Consider the following 17,081-nt stretch of genomic DNA (forward strand, 5'->3'; position numbering starts at 1 on the left):
AAGGAATACTGTTGATCGATGTGCAGCGGCTCCGCGTCCTGCGGGCGGTGGCGGACCACGGCAGCTTCAGCAAGGCGGCCGCGGCTCTCCACCTCACCCCCTCCGCCGTCTCCCAGCACGTGGCGGTCTTGGAACGCAGCCTCGGTGCCCAGGTGGTGGCACGCAGCACGCGCGGGGTCACCCTGACTCAGGCCGGCCAGATCATGGTCGGGGCCGCCGAGTCCGTCGCAGCCGAGCTCGAACAGGCGAAGCAGCAGGTCGAACGGCTCAGCACGGGCCGCGTACAGCTCACCGTCGCCACCTTCACCAGCGGCGGCAGACGCCTGCTGCCCGGCGCTCTCACCCGGCTCATGGCAACCCATCCCCGCACCCTGGTCCACGTCAGGGAGGGCGAGCCCGAGGACACCTTGCCCCTTGTCCGCCAAGGCGCCGTCGACCTCGCACTCGCCTACCACTTCGACGGCCCGCTGCCTCTCGGGCCGGGATCGAGCTCCAGCCCGCAGTGGACCGCACTCCTGGAAGATCCCCTGCACGTCGTCATGCCCAAGGAGCATCGACTCGCCGACCGCGAGTCACTCGACATCGCCGAACTGGCAGCCGAGCCCTGGGTGCTCGGCTGCCTCAAGACCGAGGCATACCTGCGCCGTTACGCCGAGCGCGCCGGCTTCGAACCGGAAGTGCGCGGCACCACCACCGACTACTTCTTCGCCCGCTCGCTGGTCGCCGCGGGAATGGGAATCTCCCTGATCCCTTCCATCGCGCTCGTCCCGACTGTGCCGGGTCTGCGCGCTGTCCCGATCCAGCCGCCGGCTCCGACCCGGCACATCGGCGTTGCCACGATCGGCCGCCGTCGCGACGGCTCGCACGTCACGACGTTCATCGAGGCCCTCCGCGAGCAGGCGACGCATCAATCGGAGATCCCCGAACAACGACTGCCGGCGGCAGCCCAGCCACCGGCAGTCCTGCGCGACTGACCGCGCCTCCGTCTCCGACCAGCCCAGTCGGTGTTCACCATGGCGGATGGCATCGGGGCGCCGCGCTGATCCGCAGGCTCGCGCCTGACTTCAGGAAGCACAGGACGGCCCCTGGGGTCGATCAACTTCTCGCCACGATCCATGGCTGACGACACAAACGGTGACAGGCGGCATACCGGTCACCCACCACTTACCCACCACTCACCTCGCGGACACGGTCAGCCAGACCTCGCGTTCCCCGCCGACGCAGGGGGATCCGTCGGGGGCGAGCCGACGACCTTTGAGGACTTGTCCGGGCGAACACGTTCAGTCGTCGACCGCTTCCGGTCTGCGGGACTGAGCCCACGCATTCGGCCCACCGTCACTCGACGTCGCGGGCGGCGGTCCCCCGCGTCTCCAGGTTCCAGGCGATGACCCTCCGGGGGTGGACGCGGATGATGTCCCGGCTGAAATGGTCGGGTGATACGGGCGGCAGGTCGACGGTCAGCACCTCGGCCCGGCCCCTGATCTCGACCCCGCGCCCCCACCCGCCCGCGACCGGGTCATTGGCCGGCGCCAGATCGTCGACCAGCACGGAGACGTCGGGGTGGGCCTGTGCGTTGCGGTACTTCTGGCTGCGGGCCATAGCGGGCCCGCCGATGTCGATGGTGCCGTCGTCCTTGAGCTGGAAGCCCACCGGGCGGACCTGCGGACGGCCGTCGGGGCCGATGGTGGCGAGTCGAGCCAGTGGCTGGGCGGCGAGGTACTCGCGTTCCTTCTCGGTGAAGATCATGCGGCCGACCCTAGAGCCTCAAGTGTGGTTGAGATCAAGGCTGTTGAGGTCAAGATCTGTTGAGGTCGGCACCGCCCCTGTGATCCCTTGCGCAGGCGGACGGTGGTCGTAGCAGGCGGCCATCTCTCCGATCGTCAGGCCGACCTTCCTGATGTGGCCCCGGCATGGGCATCCCCCCCGCCGGGGCCGCTGCACGTGTTCGGCCCGCATCGCCAACCGGGTAATCGACGGGCGGGGCGCTTCGCTGTGAGCGGGTGGCGTGCCTGAGGGACCCCGCTTAACATCACCTTCCATGACTGCTGAAGCCGAGCCCCCAGCGGAGCCCGATGTCACGCTCACCAGCCCGGCCGAGTTGTTGGCGGGCTATCTGGACTTCTACCGTGACGCCGTGCTGCGCAAGCTGGACGGCTTGACCGACGAGGAGCTGCTGCGCAGTCGGGTGCCATCCGGCTGGGCGCCGCTGGAGATGTTGAAGCATCTGGCCTATGTAGAGCTGCGCTGGTTGCAGTGGGGCTTCGCCGGCCAGCAGGTGGAACAGCCGTGGGGCGATATGGAAGCCCGTGGCGGCAGATGGCGTGTCGAGGCGGGTGAGACCGTCGAGGATGTGACGGCGTTCTTCCGCGCCCAGTGCGAGCGATCCCGCGCGATCGTCGCCGCTGCGCGGCTGGAGGACCGGATGGCCACTCTCGGGGGCCGGGTCCCGCCCGAGGAGGAGCGGCCAACGCTGATCTGGGTTCTGTTCCATTTGCTCCAGGAGTACGCGCGGCATGTCGGGCACCTCGACGTCGTCCGGGAGCTTGCCGACGGCATCACCGGCGAGTAGCCGGAGGCGTCGTCCCCCCGGCTCTCGATAGGGCAGGTCGTTTGTGACGACCACAAACCCGCCGACGGCATTGGCTTCTTCAACTTTCTGCGGAAACTGCCGGTAGAAGGTGCTACTACGAGACCGGGCAGTCATCGTGGTCCGGTGGCCATCGCGCAGGCGTAAGGCACCCTGTGCATCTGTGCCGGCGGGGCATCGAGGCGACCATCGTCCAGCCCGCTGACCAGCGCAACAACCGCCGGCGTAAAGCCCGGGCAGGCGGATCGGCTGCCTTTTGGACCGACCTGCTGTGCGACTGCCAGTGCCAGTGGCGCGGGACGGGCGTCCCTGTCCTGGCGGTCGGCGACGGCGCGCTCGGCTTCTGGAAGCCTCTGGCCGAGGTGTTCCCCGCGACGGCCACCAGAGGGGCTGGGTCCTCTGCCGAGCACGCAACGCCGCCGCCGTTGCCGCCTGGCTGACAGCCCAGCCGACCTGGTGGACCACTTCGATCCGCTACGGCGCCATCGACCTGTGTGCCACGTTCCGCTCCGCCGTACGCACCGCGCTGCCGCATGCCACCGTGGTCGTGGACGCCTTCCCATTCGAAGACCCCCTTTCCCGGGACGAAATTTCGCGGGAAGGTGGGACCTCTCTCCGCCGGAAGGACCTCCCCCATGCGCCTGACGCGCACCGCAGCCCTGACCACCGCCACCGCGCTCGCCCTGCTGCTTCCCGCCACCAACGCCCACGCCGCCGCCATCGCCTGCGGCGGCTCAGTCTCCACCCAGGGCATCGCCGCCAACGGCTGCATCAGCGCCGAAAAGGGCAAGGAAGGACGCATCTACACCCGCGAGATCAAAGCCCACGTCGTCCTGACCAACACCCGCCCCCACGCCGCCTACGTCGACTACGAAGCCTTCTTCCGCGTCGTCTCCGGCGGCCACTGGGTCAAAATCGGCAACGGACGCACCCTCGTCCCCCGCCGCACCACCACCGGCCCCACCGAAATCGGCAGCACCACCCGCGTCTGCTTCGTCGTCAACGCCAAGGTCGAGATCCGCGTCCACGTCAAACCCGCAGGAGGCGCCTGGAGCAACTGGACCGGCGCCGCGACCTCCCAGTGCCAGACCTGACCGCCACGGCGCCCTGCGCACGCCGTCCCCGTGAAACCCCAGGCAGAGATATTCGCGGGGACGACGTGCTCCGCCACGGACCCCAGTGGTACCCAGCGGCTCCCTGTGCCTCCCCGCGGCTCTCAGCGGCTTCCCGTGGTGCTGCTGTGTCTGCTGACGCCCAGAGAGTCCTCGACCGTATCCTCACCCGCCCACCAACTCTCCGCACCTTGATCGAAGCTCCCCAAACACCTGCCAACACCCGGTAACTGCACGGGCTTCGCTGAAGCGACACGCACACCACGCGTGTCGCCTCAGGCTGTCCTTGGCGAGCCGTACCCACTGTCGATGCCGAGCTCGTAGTACCTGGCCGAACGTGTTCCTCATCTGCGGTGAGCGCCCCTTGGGCCTGGTGACACGATTCTCACAACCGCCTTTGAACTCGCGCGGAAAGGCGGCGAGATGAGGGTTTGGAGGAACGGGCATGTTCCGGATATGCCAATCTCACCGGATGAACGTGGAACACGCCCTCGATCTCCTCGCCCAGTGCGCCTACCGCTTCTGGGACGACCACGGCACCGACGAGATCGGTGCGCTGCTCGCCGAGGCGCGCGCCTGCTACGACTCTGCCGAGCATGCCGATCCCGCGACGGTGGCGATAGGCCGTTCTGTGATCGAGGCGTTCGAGCTGCGTCTCTGCACCGACGTCGAGCATCAGGTGAACTCCGGCTGGGACTACGACCTGGAAGGCCCACCGCTCAATGGCGTGGAGGAAGACGACTGGGACGACGTGAGCCGACCGGTCGCCGAACGCGCCGCTGAGGCCGCGCGGGCGGCGCTGGACGCCGACCCCGAAGATCCGCTCGTTCCGATCCACCTCGGCCACGCGCTCGCCTGGCTCGGCGATCGCGATGGCGCGGTAGCCGCCTACCGCGAGGCGCTGCGCCGCGACCCGTATGACGACCAAGTGGACACCTGCCTAGAAATCCTTGAGGCCGAGACCGGTCCGCCACCCGCCCTGGAGACGAGCCCGCGCACGTACGCATTCGCCCTGCTGCGCGAGAAGCTGCGGATCAGCAACTCCGAATGGATCGACGTCGGCCACGTGTGCAGAACACTCGCCGGCGCACGGGACGCCGCCGAAGCGAGACTGCGCGAAACCGGCGACCTGACCCGCGAGGACCTCGACGGTTTCGTCAAGCTGGAATTGGATGTCCATCGCCCCGGGCAGCCGGTCGCCACGTTCGAGCTGATGGGCCGGATCCCATCCGAGCTGAACGAAGGCCCGTTCCGACTCGACTGGTCGGGCGTCCCCCTGGACGAACCCTTGGAGCCGCCGCTGCCGCCGGGGGGGGGCCAGTACGAATAGAGAACCTGTTGTGCTTCTGAAGCGTGTGCGACGGCCAGGAGATCTACTGGGTGTCAATGACGGTAGCGCGGCGTTCGTGGCAGCGGGCGAGGAGGCGACAGTCGCTGCTTGGATCCGTCGCCGACGCCTGGACGCCGCCCGCGGCGATCTCGCCGACCCGGCGTTGGACGCCGTCCCCATCCATGCCATCGCGGCCCGTTGGGGTTTTCCTCGTGCGGCTGTCTTCACAAGGGCCTTCCGTAGCGCCTACGGCATCCCTCCCAGGGACTACCGGTGCCAGCGCTTGATCCTCGAAGCGGACTGTGTGCCAAGTGACGTCCCAACTGAGTGCTAACGACTTTCCGGTGGGATTCCGGGACCCTTGAGGCGTAGGGGAGTTCGGTGAATGTGATGCCGAACAGGTGACGGGCTGGGGGGTTCCTTGCAGTTCTGAGGTACTGCCACAGCTGTTGCCACCGTGGCCGTTCTGGGGATGGGCCTTCCGGCCGGCACTGCGCACGCCGACACGACCCGGCCTTCGTCGACGGGGGTGACGAAGGCCGGCATCGTTCCCTCGGCTCAAGCCGAGGGCGGTGACAAGCACGCTCTGGTTCGCGCCCACGGCCATGGCCAAGCGCGGACCTTCGCACTCGCGAGCCACCAGCCGGCGCGTGCACTCGACGACCGATTCACCTGCATAGGACACGGCCTTAGGAAACGAAGCCCACGATGCCGAAACCGGGGCGTGCCGCCGCGTGGCGAAGCCAGCCTGCGACGTCCCTGACGGCTTCGACCACCGCGGGTTCCAGCTGCGGGGCCGTGTCCTTCTCGGTCTGCTCGAACTGCTCGTGCGCCTCCAGGCACTGCTCGTGCGTCCACTCGCCGCAGCGCGGCAGGTCGTAGTGCGGGATGGAGGCGGGTATGCCGTTGTAGTAGCCGAACTCCGCCACCGATATCGCGGTGATCCGCAGCGCTCGCAGCCCTTCGTCGACCGCCTCCAGCCAGTCGCCCCGGAATGGGCAGAAGGAGGAGTTGTCGAGGAAGGACCCGGTCAGGGAGCACAGGCGTTTGTAGGCGTAGCCGTACTGGAAGGCGTACTGGCCCTCCCGGAAGGGCCCGCCGTGCACCACCGCGTGCAGTGCCTCGTACGAGGTGGGGGCGCCGTTCGCGATCTCCGACGAGAACCAGCTGTCGTCGGATTCCAGGTCGTCACCGAAGTTGTCGCGGATGGCCTGGAGCAGTTGCTCGTCGCGCGAGCCGACAAGGGATCGCGTGGCCTTGGGGTCGAGCATGTACACACTCAGGGAAGAACTCATGAGAGCACGTTAGCTACCGTGACTGACAGCCGGGTCGGGGCGAGGGACGCCCCTACCTGTCGTGCGCGGTCTCCGCACGCTCCGGTCTCCCGGACCGCCGCTCCCATCCACTCCAGGCCGCCGACGTGGGCCGACTCGCCGCGTGGCGCCGCTGGTAGCTGATCAACTCCCAGCGGAACCAGCATGGTTACCGCAAGTGCTCGGGCGTGCCGGTCAGCCACCAGGTCACTGCGTGGGACGAGGCCGGCCCGGCCGAGCTCCAGCGCCACCACACGACGGCCCAGGCCGCCCAGCTCGCCGAGGTCGCGACGAGGGGCGGGAGCGACGCCGGCAGGAGGTGGAGACCCGGCACTGGCTGAATCTGCTGCGACCCGCCATCAAACCCGACCCGCAGCGCGAGCCTGAGCTTGGCGTTCAGCCTCGTGTGACTGAGCGCCCCAGTTGGCCATTGAGTGCTCGGGTTGGCCAATGTGACGCTCAGCAGCACGTTGCGGCAACGGGCCGGCACCGGGCCGGAACCGCGTCGGCGGGATGTCGGCTGTCCGGCGGGACTGTCGGTGATCCATAGGCGATATGTAGGTGGCGGCCGGAACCGTGGGCGTCGAGTTGCCCAGCGGAGCAGCCGCAGCCGCCTTCACCAGTAGGGGAGCCCCGTCGCCATGTCGTCCACGTCCTCCACCCTGCCCTGGGACGTCCAACGGCCACGTCGTGCCGATGACAGCGTCTTCCTGGTCACCGGCGGCAACGCCGGCATCGGATACTTCGTCGCGGAGCAGTTGTCGACAACCGGAGCCACCGTCGTGCTCGGTAGCCGGAATCCCGCGAAGGCCGAGGTCGCCATGGCCTCGATCCGTGCGCGTGTCCCTGGCGCGAGGGTGCGGGCCGTACGGCTGGACCTCGCCGATCTCTCGTCGCTCGAAACAGCGGTGGAATCACTGGAGATGGACTGCCTCGATGCGGTGGTCCACAACGCTGGCGTCGCGCTTGACGCCCCGCCGCGCAAGGAGACCGGGGACGGCCACGAACTCATGTTCGGCACGAATCACCTTGGGCACTTCGCGTTGACCCAGTGGCTGATGCCGCTGCTGTCGGCTGCGCCGACGGCCCGCATTGTGACCATGGGCAGCTTCGCGGCCAGGTCCGAGCGGCTCGACCTGGACGACCTGGAGTCCCGGAAGGACTACCAGCCCAAGCGCACCTACGGACGCTCCAAGTTGGCACAGATGTACTTCGGCGTCGAACTCGACCGCCGCCTGCGCGCTGCCGGCAGCACTGTGGCGAGCGTGGTGGTCCATCCCGGTGGCGCGCTGGACTCCCTCACCCCGTCACGGCCGCCGGTCCATGTGCGAACGACCGGCGCACGGCTGGGCGCGGCACCCGCGGCCCTCCTTGTCCAGGGCAAGCACGCCGGCGCATGGCCAGCGGTCCGGGCGGTGCTCGACCCGGCCGTGCGTGGAGGCCAACTATGGGGACCGCGCGTCTTCGGCCTGCGCGGCGAGCCCCGAAGCCAACCGGTGTGGACCCACCTCACCGACACCTCCGTCGCGGCGCGGTTGTGGGACGCAAGCTGTGATCTGGCCGGCGTCGCCCTCGGCACCATCCCCGGATAGCCCCCGGCGCGCGTTCGACAACGCCGACACCGCCAACAGCTACGTCGCTGAGGACCTCACCGATGCGTTCACCGCCCGCGTTCGTGCCAACACCCAGACTGAGCAGGCCGCTCGCGGAGGCGTATCCGGCCACCCGGATACGGCCGCATGCCGCCTCTCCGCCGTGGCGGTTCGCAGGTGTCAGGCGCCGGGCGGGCGAAGCCCGGCGACCGCCCATTTCGCCCGCGTGGACAGCTGACTGAGCGCCTTCGCCGACTCCTTGCCGATCGTGTCCAGCAGAAGCCTGCCGTGCACCATCGTGGCACGCGCGAGTTCCGCGTCACCCACCCCGACCGCGGCGAGCGTCAGCTCCAAATGCTGCTCCGTGATCAGTCGGCCGAGCCCCCGGCGGTGCCACTGGGAGACCGTTCCGTCCGGAGTGGTGCCATCGGCACCGACCGCCGCCCGTGCCCGCTCCAGCGCCCGCCCCGCTGCCTCAAGGTCGCCCTTGCGGCGCTCCAGGCGGGCGAGGACGTGCGCCTCCGAGGCCCGGTCCCATGCCGTGTCCTGAAGCGAGAGGAGGTTGAACTGGGCGCGGGCCGCCTGCGCGTGGTCGCCGATGCGCTCCAGCGCGCGGCTCAGCTCCCGGAGTCTGTCCACGTGCGGGCCGGTGTCGTCCAGCAGACGGATGAGCGCGACCCGGGCGTGCTCGATGCGACCCTGCCGGTGGGCAAGCTCGATCCAGGTGAACTCGCTCTCCGCCGTCACATCCCGCCCGTACCGCTTCACCTCCTCGGCGCGGGCCCACTCCAGGGCTCCGGCGCCGTCGGAGACCTGCCCGGCAGTGGCCGACCGCAGCAACGGAACGTCCTCGTCCTGCCCGTGCAACGCCACCAGCACCGCGGCCAGCCACCGCTCCTCGAACCGCTCGGTCCGTGCGGCGCTCTCGCACTCCAGCAGGAAGCGCAGATGGGGCAGATCGTCAGCACGGCGGTCGTACTGCGCGGCCCGCAGTACCCCCGCCCGCAGCACCGGATCCGCAGCCGCCTCCTCCCGCGCGCCGAGGTCACCCGAGCGCACCCGCTCCAGCACCTCCTGCCCCGGGCCGAGGACGACGTCGCGCAGGGGCTGTTGGAGGGACTCGTCCAGCCGGTACGCGCAGAGCTCACGGGAGTTGAGCAGGACGTAGTCCGGCTCGGTGCGCCGGGCGGCCGACTCCGACATGGCGACGAGTTCGACCAGCGGCCGGTCCGGCAGACCCAGACCCCTGATCAACGCCGCTCGCTGCGCGTCCAGTTCGGGGGCGAACTCCTCCCGCGCTTCGTCGTCTGCCGCACGGATTCCGGCAAGCAGTTCCGCCTCGTCCAGATCGGCGGAGATGTTGTCGCACCACCCGGGCAGCCGGACGAGCATTTCGAGCGCCTCACCGACACTTTCGGCGAGAAGCACGGCGTCTCCCTCGGAGGATGCGTGGAGCACGGCCGTTCCCCCGCACAGGAAGTACGTGCCGCCGGTGTCGTCACCGGCGATCGGCGCCAACGACGCACCGGACGCCAGGTGCACCTCCTCGACGTGGTAGGCCCGGCTCACATCGAAGTCGAACGGAAACGCGGCCAGTTCGGCCAGATCGGGGCGGGTGCGCAGGAGTTCCAGAACGCGGTCGGTCATACGACCGAACCCTAGCGAGGCTCCGGCAGGAACATCCGACGGAGGTGGCACTCCGAGGTGACCGCAGTGCGCACCAGCCTGCCCAGGCCGATGGACGGGGCGATCGGGGGCTCGATGTGCTCCACAGAGGCGCTTGGCCCGGCCAAGCCGGCCACGCCGGCCACACCGGCGTGGCCGGCGTGGCTGAGCAGGCTGGACCAGGACACGTCGGCGACCCGACACCCGACCTCAGCCAACCGCGAGGCTCGCATGGTCGGTGTCCGGGAGCCAGTCGCGCTGGGGGGCGTAGTCGAGCCAGCGCCGGGAGCGGCCGGTTTCGGTGAAGCCGCGCAGCAGGGTGTCGAGCTGCGGATGGCGGGCGGACTCGCGCCAGGCCAGCGACCAGGCGTAGAGCGGGGTCGGTTCGACGAGCGGGATGGCGCGCAGGCCCGCGTGGTCGGGCAGCGGCGCGTCGGCGGGGAAGAGGGTGAAGCACCCGGCGTCACTACGGAGGTGCTGGACGAGGTGCTCCAGGCCCAGGTTGGGGCCGTCCTGGCGTCGGGTGAGGGCGAAGTGGTCGGCGAAGCGGCGGAGAAAGTCCAGGCGGCTCAGTTCGGCCGGGCACCACAGGGTGCTGCCGCGCAGGTCGGCCGGGCGCAGCGCGTTCGCGCCGGCCAGCGGATGGGACGGGCCGACCAGCGCGTCGACGGGTTCCAGCCGCACCAGCCGCTGAGTGAGGCCTGCATCGCGGCCGTCGGGTAGCGGGTGCACCCGGCCGAAGCCCAGGTCGCTCTCGCCGCGCAGCAACGCCTGGGCGACCGAGGGCCAGTCGCGTCCTGGGCCGGGCTCCAGCTGCACAGGCCTGAGCGCCTGCACAGCCTGGGCGACGGTGCGCATCGGCGCGTAGAGATGCCCCCAGGTGTCGATCCGTACGACTGAACCGGCGCCGCCCACGGCCGCGATCGCGCGCTCGCCCGCCGCCAGCGCCTCATGCGCGGCCGGCAGGAACCGTTCGCCCGCCTCGGTCAGCCGGACGCCGCCCTCGCGCTCGAACAGCCGAGCCGCCACCAGCTCCTCCAGCCGTGCGATGCGCTTGGACAGCGCCTGCTGACTGGTGTTCAGCTCTTCGGCCGCGCGTCCGAAATGCAGTGTCCTGGCGGTCGTGGTGAACGTGCGGACCAGGGCGAGGTCGAGATCCATGCCGCTGACCTTATGCGACAACCGCACGTTGTCGCCCGGGCGACTTCGTTGTTGGCTGGGCCACCCCGCTACCCGGTCAGATGGTCCTCGACGCCGCACCAGGCGCCGCACCGGGGGAGGGCCCCTGAGGCCGACGAGGAGGGGAACCACGATGAAGGCCCTGTTACCGACAGGAGATCCCGCCGAGCCGGTCGTGTTCTACCTCGACGCGGACTCCCGCCTCGACGACGACCTGGCGGCGCTGGTCCGGCTGACCGACGAGGGCCGTCCGCACCCGGAGATCGGCCGCGTCACGGACCGGGCCGCCACCGCGACAACCTTGACCGACCTGCGCGACCGCCGCATCCGCGGGAAAGCCGTCCTCGCCCTGTCCTGAACCCGTCCCCCGACCGGAAACCTCGCAGACCACACCAAGGAGCACGACCATGAGCAGCACCCCCACCCCCCGGACCGTCGTCATCCGCTACGTCGAGGCCGTGCGCGACGGCGACGTCGACGTGATCCACGACAGCTTCGCCGAGGACGCGACCTGGCACTACCCCGGCAGCCTGCCGGTCTCCAAGGTGTGGCACGGCCGCGACGCGATCATCAACGACTTCCTCGGCGGCATGGGGCCCGCCTTCGTCCCCGGCAGCCTGGAAATAGCTCTGGTCAGCACCCTCGCCGAGGGCGACCGCGTGGTCGCCGAATGGACCTCCAAGGCCACGACCATGCACGGCAGTATCTACGACAACCGCTGCCTCGGCATCTTCACCGTCCGCGACGGCAAGATCACCTCCGTCATCGAATACGCCGACACCCACCACGTCGCCGCCACCCTCTTCCCGGACCACGACACCCCCCGGCCCGTCGGCGATGCGTAAGCCGCACACCGCCGGATGGCCGTGATGCCGGCAGGCACTGCGGGGTGCGGCTGCCCGGAAAGTGGCTTTCAACGGGCGTGGCCTGCGGGGTGTCGGGCTCCGGGCCGTGCACTCGTGGCCGCATGGCCGAGAGGACGCACCGGCTGAGAGCGGTGCGGGGAAGCAGCCGTCCCGTGCGGCAACCGCCGCCCCTGAGGTCTCCCAGGCACAAGCGATCAACACGTAGACCGCCCGGTAGCCGCCGGCGGTGCTTCGGCTGGCAGACGGCTCGCGGCAATGGCGGCGGTGCGCAGTCGGCCGACGTGAGGTCCCGGCTGAACATGTACAGCTGTGCTTGCTGGGCGATGTCGGGGGCGGGTCGCCGTTCTCGACGATGATCGCTTGCACGGTGAACCGGCGGAACAGGTCACGACAGAAGGCGATCCCCACCTCTGCGGGCACGGTCTGTGAGGAGGTGTCCTCTCGGCACCCGCCCGACCACCACCAGCTCAAGCACCCGAACCACGCACCCGGTCTACGTTGAGGCCTTGCCGGCCCGGCTGCCCATGGATGTCACGGTCTGGTACTCGAACGCTCCGAGGAGCCCCCTGCTCCCGCGGAATCCCACTGACAACGGATCAGGGGCTACTCCGTCGTACGGGGGTTCGGGGCGGATACGAGGTGGAGCAGCTCGGTGGTGGTGAAGGGGCGGGCGAAGCGGTCAGGGTGGGCCAGGAGGTGGCCCAGCAAGCTCGTGAGGATGTGGGCGTATTGCTCGGTGGTTCCCGGCCAGCTGGTGGCGTGGAGCATCCATGCCGGGGTGCCGGGGTGCCGGGGTGCCGGGGTGCCGGGGAACGCGGTGGGACCGCCAGCGGTGCGTATGAGCGTCTTGGAGAGCTGGGCCCCACTGTCGAACAGCGCCAGCGGCGTGAACAGGCGTGCCGGCAGGGCGCCCCCTGGGTGCCGAGCACGGCATGGGCGCGGTCGACGAAGGAGCAGGCCGGTGCCCAGTCTGCGCCCTTTGTGGTGAGTCGAGGTGAGCTGGCGGATCCGGCGTGGGGACGGATCGCCCCGCTGCTGCCAGGTGTGGACGGGCGGGGCCGGACCACCGACAGGTGATCAACGTGTGGGGAGCAGCGGCAGCAAGGTGGGCGATCGGTCCTCCGGTCGGGACCGTCCCCACTGGCGCAGGAGCCATTTTCGACCAGACCATCGTGTGCGTTCGAAGGCGAGGCCATTCCCGCACGCGCGGGGAGCAGCGGCGCGGCGGGCACACCGCACAGCCACCAGGACCATGTCGTCCAGGCCGAGGACGTGGACCTCAGGAGTCGGACGTCGGCTGACTGCCTGCTGCTCGGGGGTGGCGAGGGCGGTGGGAGCCGGCGGCGCTGAGGTGAGAGGTGCTGTGATCGGTGTGAGACTGGGTGCGGAAGGGGTGGTCCCTGTGCCGGACCCATCACAGGTGCCCGCCGATCCCGGCGCCGCCGTCGACGAGTCTCTGCTGGAAGAGCTGATCACCGAGGCGCAGGTCGTCCTCCCGGTGGATTTGCCCGCACTGGCGAACCGGTGCGCCTTGGCCCTCGGCCTGAAAACAGCGTTGATCTACCTCGTCGACCTGCAGCAATGGCTGCTCGTCCCGCTCGACGAGTCCCTGGAACCGCTGCCGGTGGACGCCTCGCAGGCCGGCTGGGCGTACCGCACGGTCTCCCCGCGGGTGACGGACAACGGCGATGGCGTGGTCGTCTGGGTGCCGTTGGTCGACGGTTCGGAGCGGCTGGGGGTGCTGGCGGTGCGGACGGCCACACTGGACGGGCCGCGGATGCGCCGCAGCCGGATGCTGGCCGATCTGCTCGCGATGGTCGTCACCTCCAAGCGCGCCTACAGCGACTGGATCGCCGCTCGTACCCGCACCGCGACCATGCAGCTGCCTGCCGAGATGCTGCGGGCGTTCCTGCCGCCCCGCACCATTGGGAGCAAGCAGTGCGTGTCGACCGCGGTGCTGGAGCCGGCGTATGACGTCGGCGGCGACGCCTTCGACCACGCGGTGGTCAAGCACGTGCTGCACACCATGATCCTCGACGGCATGGGCCACGATCTGGCCTCCGGCCTGACCACCTCGGTGGCCATGGCCGGCGCGCGGAACGCCCGCCGCAGCGGCGCCGACCTGCCCGACCTCGTCGGCAACGTCGACCGCGCGCTCGCCCAGTGGCTGCCCGACCACTTCTGCACCGGTGTGGTGTGTCGGCTCGACGCCAACACCGGGAAGTTGCACTGGATCAACTGCGGACACCCGCCACCGCTGCTGATCCGTGCCGAGCGGGTCCTCGACGGGGCGCTGGACAGCCCCCCGCAACCACCGATCGGCCTGCACCTCGAACTCGCCCCGACCGCCCGGCAGGTCCACGAGACCACGCTCGAACCGGGCGATCGCGTCCTGCTCTACACCGACGGTGTGGTCGACGCGCGCGACACGAACGGCGTTGAGTTCGGCCTCGACCGGTTCACGGACTTCATCATCCGCGCCTCCGCCGTCGGCCAGCGCCCGGCCGAGGTGCTGCGGCTGCTCATCCACGCCATCCTCGACTACCAGCACAACGACCTGCGGGACGACGCCACCATCCTGCTCTTCGAATGGCACCCGCAGGACCCGTGAAGGCCGCCTCGATCGGAGCGGGCCCGCCAGCCTGGTGGTCCTGGTGGACCCGACAGTCCCGGTGGTCTTGGCGGACCCGGCGGACCCGGCGGACCCGGCGCTGAGGCCGGGGCGCACTGGTTAGCGTGCGTCGAATCGGCGACAGCGCCCATCGGCCTTTGGCGCATATCTGGGCCGTATGCCTGGTATACCGATGAGAGGTCCTTTGCCACCCCCACACACTGGGATGGTGACGGACATATGGAGCGTGCTGGTCCCATCTGTTGGCGCGGTCCTGACCACGCTCATCGGCGTTTTCGCCGGCAGTGTGGTCAGCAGGCGGGCGCAAGACCGTAGTTGGAACCGTGATCAGCAAGTGGCGGCGTGTCTGCGTGTGTTGGAGGAGTCGTCCGCTGCGTTGACGGGGCTGAGCGTGATGGAGGCCAGTCGTCCCGCGTCCGCTGCGCAGGGGATGGTCGTATCCACCACGGTTGACTGGAATCCGTGGAACGAGGCGATCAGCCTGGTCAACGTCGTTGCCGACCGTGATATCGCGAAGGCCGCACATGCTCTTGATGAGCAGTTGTGGCGTATGCACATAAAGATCAGGCGGGGTCTGACTCCCGATGAAAGCTGGTTGGACCTACAGGCCGGGGTGACCGCGGCTCGGTCCGATCTCGTCATCACCGCGCGTCGTCGGCTGTCCCTCGCGGGGGATGCGCTGCCGCGTCTGTCGGGGCGTCCGGCGCCGGATGATCCGGTTTGGCCTCCCGCACATCCCAGGTGAAATCCGGGTCGCGCTCAGGATCGCTCCCGCAGGCCTGCTCAGCCTCGCCCCGGCAACCGTTGCATGAGCGTCCTCCCGTCGACGCGGGGGTGATCCGTACTGGGTCCGGGACATGACGTACGGAGGCAAAGGAGTGTCCGTGGGTCGGTACGCTGCCGCGCCATTGCCCACTGCGGCGGCGGGATGCAACTCCCCGCCCCGGCTCGTTCGCGCCCGGCGTGGCAGGATATGCGGTATGACGAACGACCACGGGACCCATGCCGCGTAGGCCCCCGCACAACGTCCGGGCCGGGCTCCCCGCCCGCCGACCGGGCCGTGACGCCGAGGCCGACATCGACGGCCTGTCCGCGCGGACCATGTCCGAGATCCGGCGGATCGAACGCACCCGCACCTACCTGGAACCGGGACAGACCGTAGTGGCGGTGCGGCTGTGGAAGGACCATGTGCGGCTCCCCAAACGCCAGTTGTGGGCAGACTGGGAGTGGGGCGACGAACTGGACTGGGACTGCTGCGGCAACCCATTCCACGCCAGGGATCTTCTGGAGGACATGGTGAACGCCCTCCCGGCCCGCAGCGCGGCCGAGTTGCGCAGGCTGATCGAACGGCTCGATGCGCTGGCCGGACGCCAGGACGTGCCGCGCCAGGTGCCGCCAGCGGTACCGCCGTGGCATGTGTGGTGACCACACCCGTCCCCCCTGGGCCGCACCCCGGCCAGCACGCGACACTACGGACTGTCCTGTCCAACGGGTCACGAGCGAAGCCAGATGCTTGGCCGCTTCGGCGCCCGATGCTCCCGGCCGACGCGGGCGCGGGGGTGATCCGGAGCAGTACGCCGCGCTGGACCTGCCGGACGCGTGCTCCCCGCCGACACGGGTGCGGTCCGCAGGCGATTCTCGTGTGGGCGCGCCCGTGTATCCTCCGCCAGCTTGAGCGTCACGCCAGCCGTGAGCAGGGCGCGTCGCTGCTGATGCTGATGGCGAAGTCGAGGCACAAGAAGCCGGAGAACGCCCGCCGTTACTTCAAGCCCTGCCCGGTGGCGATCGCCGAACTCACCGGCCTGCACGCGCCGGGTGACGCTCGGCACTGAGTCGGCATCCGCGTCGCCGGCGGGGCCGCCCATGCCGTTGCGGTTCGGTTCCGCGGCCACTCATCCGTCCCACCGGGCCAGTGCAGGTATGTCCCTCCTCGTATGAGCCGATTCTCGGGCCGTTGCGGGCACGGTTCCGCCGGTAAATTGACGCCCCATGCCGGAAACCCGCCGATCCGCCCCGACGTCCTCTCTGCCGCCGTCGACCGCGCCTCACCGCGGGGCCTGGATCCCGCACGGCTTCCAGCTCGATCCGCACTCCCACGCCGAGGGCCAGCTGGTGTACGCGGCCGCCGGGGCCCTGGCCACCACGACCGAGCGTGGAACCTGGGTCGCTCCCGCTCACCGCGTGACGTGGACACCGCCGGGGTTCGAGCATTCGCACCGCTTCTACGGCACTACCGACGCCCGCCTTGTCACAGTCCCGGTCGACCTGTGCGGCGAGCTGGTGGCACACCCCAGCGTGTTCGCGGTGAGCCCCCTGCTGCGCGAGGCCCTGCTGGCGCTGACCGACCGAGCGGAAGCCCGCCCCGGCGCCGTCCGACGACTGCTCGCCGTGGTGCTCGACGAGCTCGCCGAAACTCCCGAGCAGTCCCTGCACCTTCCCGAGCCCGATGACGACCGGCTGCGCGCTGTCACCGATCTCCTGCACGCCGATCCCGGCCGGAGCGCGACCCTGGCCGACCTGGGGCGGGCCGTGGGAGCCAGCGAGCGGACCTTGAGTCGCCTGTTCCACGCCGAACTCGGCATGAGTTTCCACCGCTGGCGCACCACGCTGCGCATCCACCATGCCCTGGCGCAGCTCAGCAAGGGCCGGTCGGTCACCGACACGGCGACGGAGTGCGGCTGGTCCAACCCGTCGAGTTTCATCGACGCCTTCACCGAGATCGTCGGCCAGACCCCCGGCCGCTACCAGGCCGATCTGCGCAACCAGAGAAGGTAACCGATTCCGGCCCGATGGGCGGACCGGCGC

17 protein-coding genes and 3 pseudogenes are annotated in these 17,081 nt (G+C 69.7%); 14 read left to right on the plus strand and 6 right to left on the minus strand.

Annotated elements, in window-relative coordinates:
* Positions 1-11 precede the first annotated feature (11 nt).
* A complete protein-coding gene (locus tag AB0C96_RS27810; protein ID WP_362920944.1) occupies positions 12-974 on the plus strand; it encodes a LysR family transcriptional regulator in 963 nt (320 codons plus the stop codon).
* A 361-nt stretch (positions 975-1,335) separates the two neighbouring features.
* Here the strand turns inward: AB0C96_RS27810 and AB0C96_RS27815 are convergent, their stop codons facing one another.
* Entirely contained in the window at positions 1,336-1,746 is a 411-nt protein-coding gene (locus AB0C96_RS27815) for a PPOX class F420-dependent oxidoreductase (protein ID WP_362920945.1), read from the minus strand.
* Positions 1,747-2,038: 292 nt separating this feature from the next.
* On the opposite strand from AB0C96_RS27815, the gene AB0C96_RS27820 reads away from it, so the two are divergent.
* From AB0C96_RS27820 to AB0C96_RS27840, 5 genes and pseudogenes are all read left to right on the plus strand, one after another.
* The gene (locus tag AB0C96_RS27820; protein WP_362920946.1) at positions 2,039-2,569 is read left to right on the plus strand and encodes a DinB family protein; all 531 of its coding nucleotides are present in this window, start codon (positions 2,039-2,041) and stop codon (positions 2,567-2,569) included.
* A gap of 454 nt (positions 2,570-3,023) precedes the next feature.
* A pseudogene (locus AB0C96_RS27825) lies at positions 3,024-3,086 on the plus strand (hypothetical protein); the annotation flags it as partial.
* Positions 3,087-3,222: 136 nt separating this feature from the next.
* Complete coding sequence (locus AB0C96_RS27830; protein ID WP_362920947.1) at positions 3,223-3,681, plus strand: hypothetical protein; 459 nt, start codon at positions 3,223-3,225, stop codon at positions 3,679-3,681.
* Positions 3,682-4,177: 496 nt separating this feature from the next.
* The gene (locus AB0C96_RS27835; RefSeq protein WP_362920949.1) at positions 4,178-5,029 is read left to right on the plus strand and encodes a tetratricopeptide repeat protein; all 852 of its coding nucleotides are present in this window, start codon (positions 4,178-4,180) and stop codon (positions 5,027-5,029) included.
* A 76-nt stretch (positions 5,030-5,105) separates the two neighbouring features.
* Positions 5,106-5,363 carry a helix-turn-helix domain-containing protein gene (locus AB0C96_RS27840; protein WP_362920951.1) on the plus strand — a complete coding sequence of 86 codons (258 nt, stop codon included), beginning with the start codon at positions 5,106-5,108 and terminating at the stop codon, positions 5,361-5,363.
* 355 nt (positions 5,364-5,718) lie between these two features.
* Here AB0C96_RS27840 and AB0C96_RS27845 read toward each other — a convergent pair whose 3' ends face one another.
* Positions 5,719-6,324, minus strand: a complete 606-nt coding sequence (locus AB0C96_RS27845; RefSeq protein ID WP_362920953.1) for a hypothetical protein — start codon at positions 6,322-6,324, stop codon at positions 5,719-5,721.
* A 659-nt stretch (positions 6,325-6,983) separates the two neighbouring features.
* On the opposite strand from AB0C96_RS27845, the gene AB0C96_RS27850 reads away from it, so the two are divergent.
* Entirely contained in the window at positions 6,984-7,934 is a 951-nt protein-coding gene (locus AB0C96_RS27850; protein WP_362920955.1) for an SDR family NAD(P)-dependent oxidoreductase, read from the plus strand.
* Between the two features lie 180 nt (positions 7,935-8,114).
* On the opposite strand, the gene AB0C96_RS27855 is transcribed toward AB0C96_RS27850, so the two are convergent.
* Genes AB0C96_RS27855 through AB0C96_RS27865 form a run of 3 tightly spaced genes read right to left on the minus strand, consistent with a single transcriptional unit; the run spans position 8,115 to position 10,760 of the window.
* Entirely contained in the window at positions 8,115-9,581 is a 1,467-nt protein-coding gene (locus tag AB0C96_RS27855; RefSeq protein ID WP_362920957.1) for a hypothetical protein, read from the minus strand.
* A gap of 11 nt (positions 9,582-9,592) precedes the next feature.
* Entirely contained in the window at positions 9,593-9,787 is a 195-nt protein-coding gene (locus AB0C96_RS27860; protein ID WP_362920959.1) for a hypothetical protein, read from the minus strand.
* Between the two features lie 22 nt (positions 9,788-9,809).
* Positions 9,810-10,760, minus strand: a complete 951-nt coding sequence (locus AB0C96_RS27865; RefSeq protein WP_362920960.1) for a LysR family transcriptional regulator — start codon at positions 10,758-10,760, stop codon at positions 9,810-9,812.
* A 229-nt stretch (positions 10,761-10,989) separates the two neighbouring features.
* Here AB0C96_RS27865 and AB0C96_RS27870 point away from each other — a divergent pair.
* Together AB0C96_RS27870 and AB0C96_RS27875 are read left to right on the plus strand one after the other, a co-directional pair.
* Positions 10,990-11,136, plus strand: a pseudogene (locus AB0C96_RS27870) (alcohol dehydrogenase); the annotation flags it as partial.
* A gap of 49 nt (positions 11,137-11,185) precedes the next feature.
* Positions 11,186-11,623, plus strand: a complete 438-nt coding sequence (locus AB0C96_RS27875; protein ID WP_362920962.1) for a nuclear transport factor 2 family protein — start codon at positions 11,186-11,188, stop codon at positions 11,621-11,623.
* A gap of 624 nt (positions 11,624-12,247) precedes the next feature.
* On the opposite strand, the gene AB0C96_RS27880 is transcribed toward AB0C96_RS27875, so the two are convergent.
* On the minus strand, positions 12,248-12,412 hold the full coding sequence (locus AB0C96_RS27880; RefSeq protein WP_362920964.1) for a hypothetical protein: 165 nt from the start codon (positions 12,410-12,412) through the stop codon (positions 12,248-12,250).
* Between the two features lie 634 nt (positions 12,413-13,046).
* Here AB0C96_RS27880 and AB0C96_RS27885 point away from each other — a divergent pair.
* The 5 genes and pseudogenes from AB0C96_RS27885 (at position 13,047) to AB0C96_RS27905 (ending at position 17,051) form a co-directional block, all read left to right on the plus strand.
* Complete coding sequence (locus AB0C96_RS27885) at positions 13,047-14,255, plus strand: PP2C family protein-serine/threonine phosphatase (RefSeq protein ID WP_362920965.1); 1,209 nt, start codon at positions 13,047-13,049, stop codon at positions 14,253-14,255.
* A gap of 229 nt (positions 14,256-14,484) precedes the next feature.
* Complete coding sequence (locus AB0C96_RS27890) at positions 14,485-15,021, plus strand: hypothetical protein (protein ID WP_362920967.1); 537 nt, start codon at positions 14,485-14,487, stop codon at positions 15,019-15,021.
* 257 nt (positions 15,022-15,278) lie between these two features.
* Entirely contained in the window at positions 15,279-15,701 is a 423-nt protein-coding gene (locus AB0C96_RS27895) for a hypothetical protein (RefSeq protein WP_362920969.1), read from the plus strand.
* Positions 15,702-15,970: 269 nt separating this feature from the next.
* Positions 15,971-16,108: pseudogene (locus tag AB0C96_RS27900) on the plus strand (site-specific integrase); the annotation flags it as partial.
* 157 nt (positions 16,109-16,265) lie between these two features.
* Entirely contained in the window at positions 16,266-17,051 is a 786-nt protein-coding gene (locus AB0C96_RS27905; RefSeq protein WP_362920971.1) for an AraC family transcriptional regulator, read from the plus strand.
* The last annotated feature ends 30 nt before the right edge of the window (positions 17,052-17,081 follow it).

Source organism: Streptomyces sp. NPDC048506, from assembly GCF_040651315.1.
GTDB lineage: Bacteria > Actinomycetota > Actinomycetes > Streptomycetales > Streptomycetaceae > Streptomyces.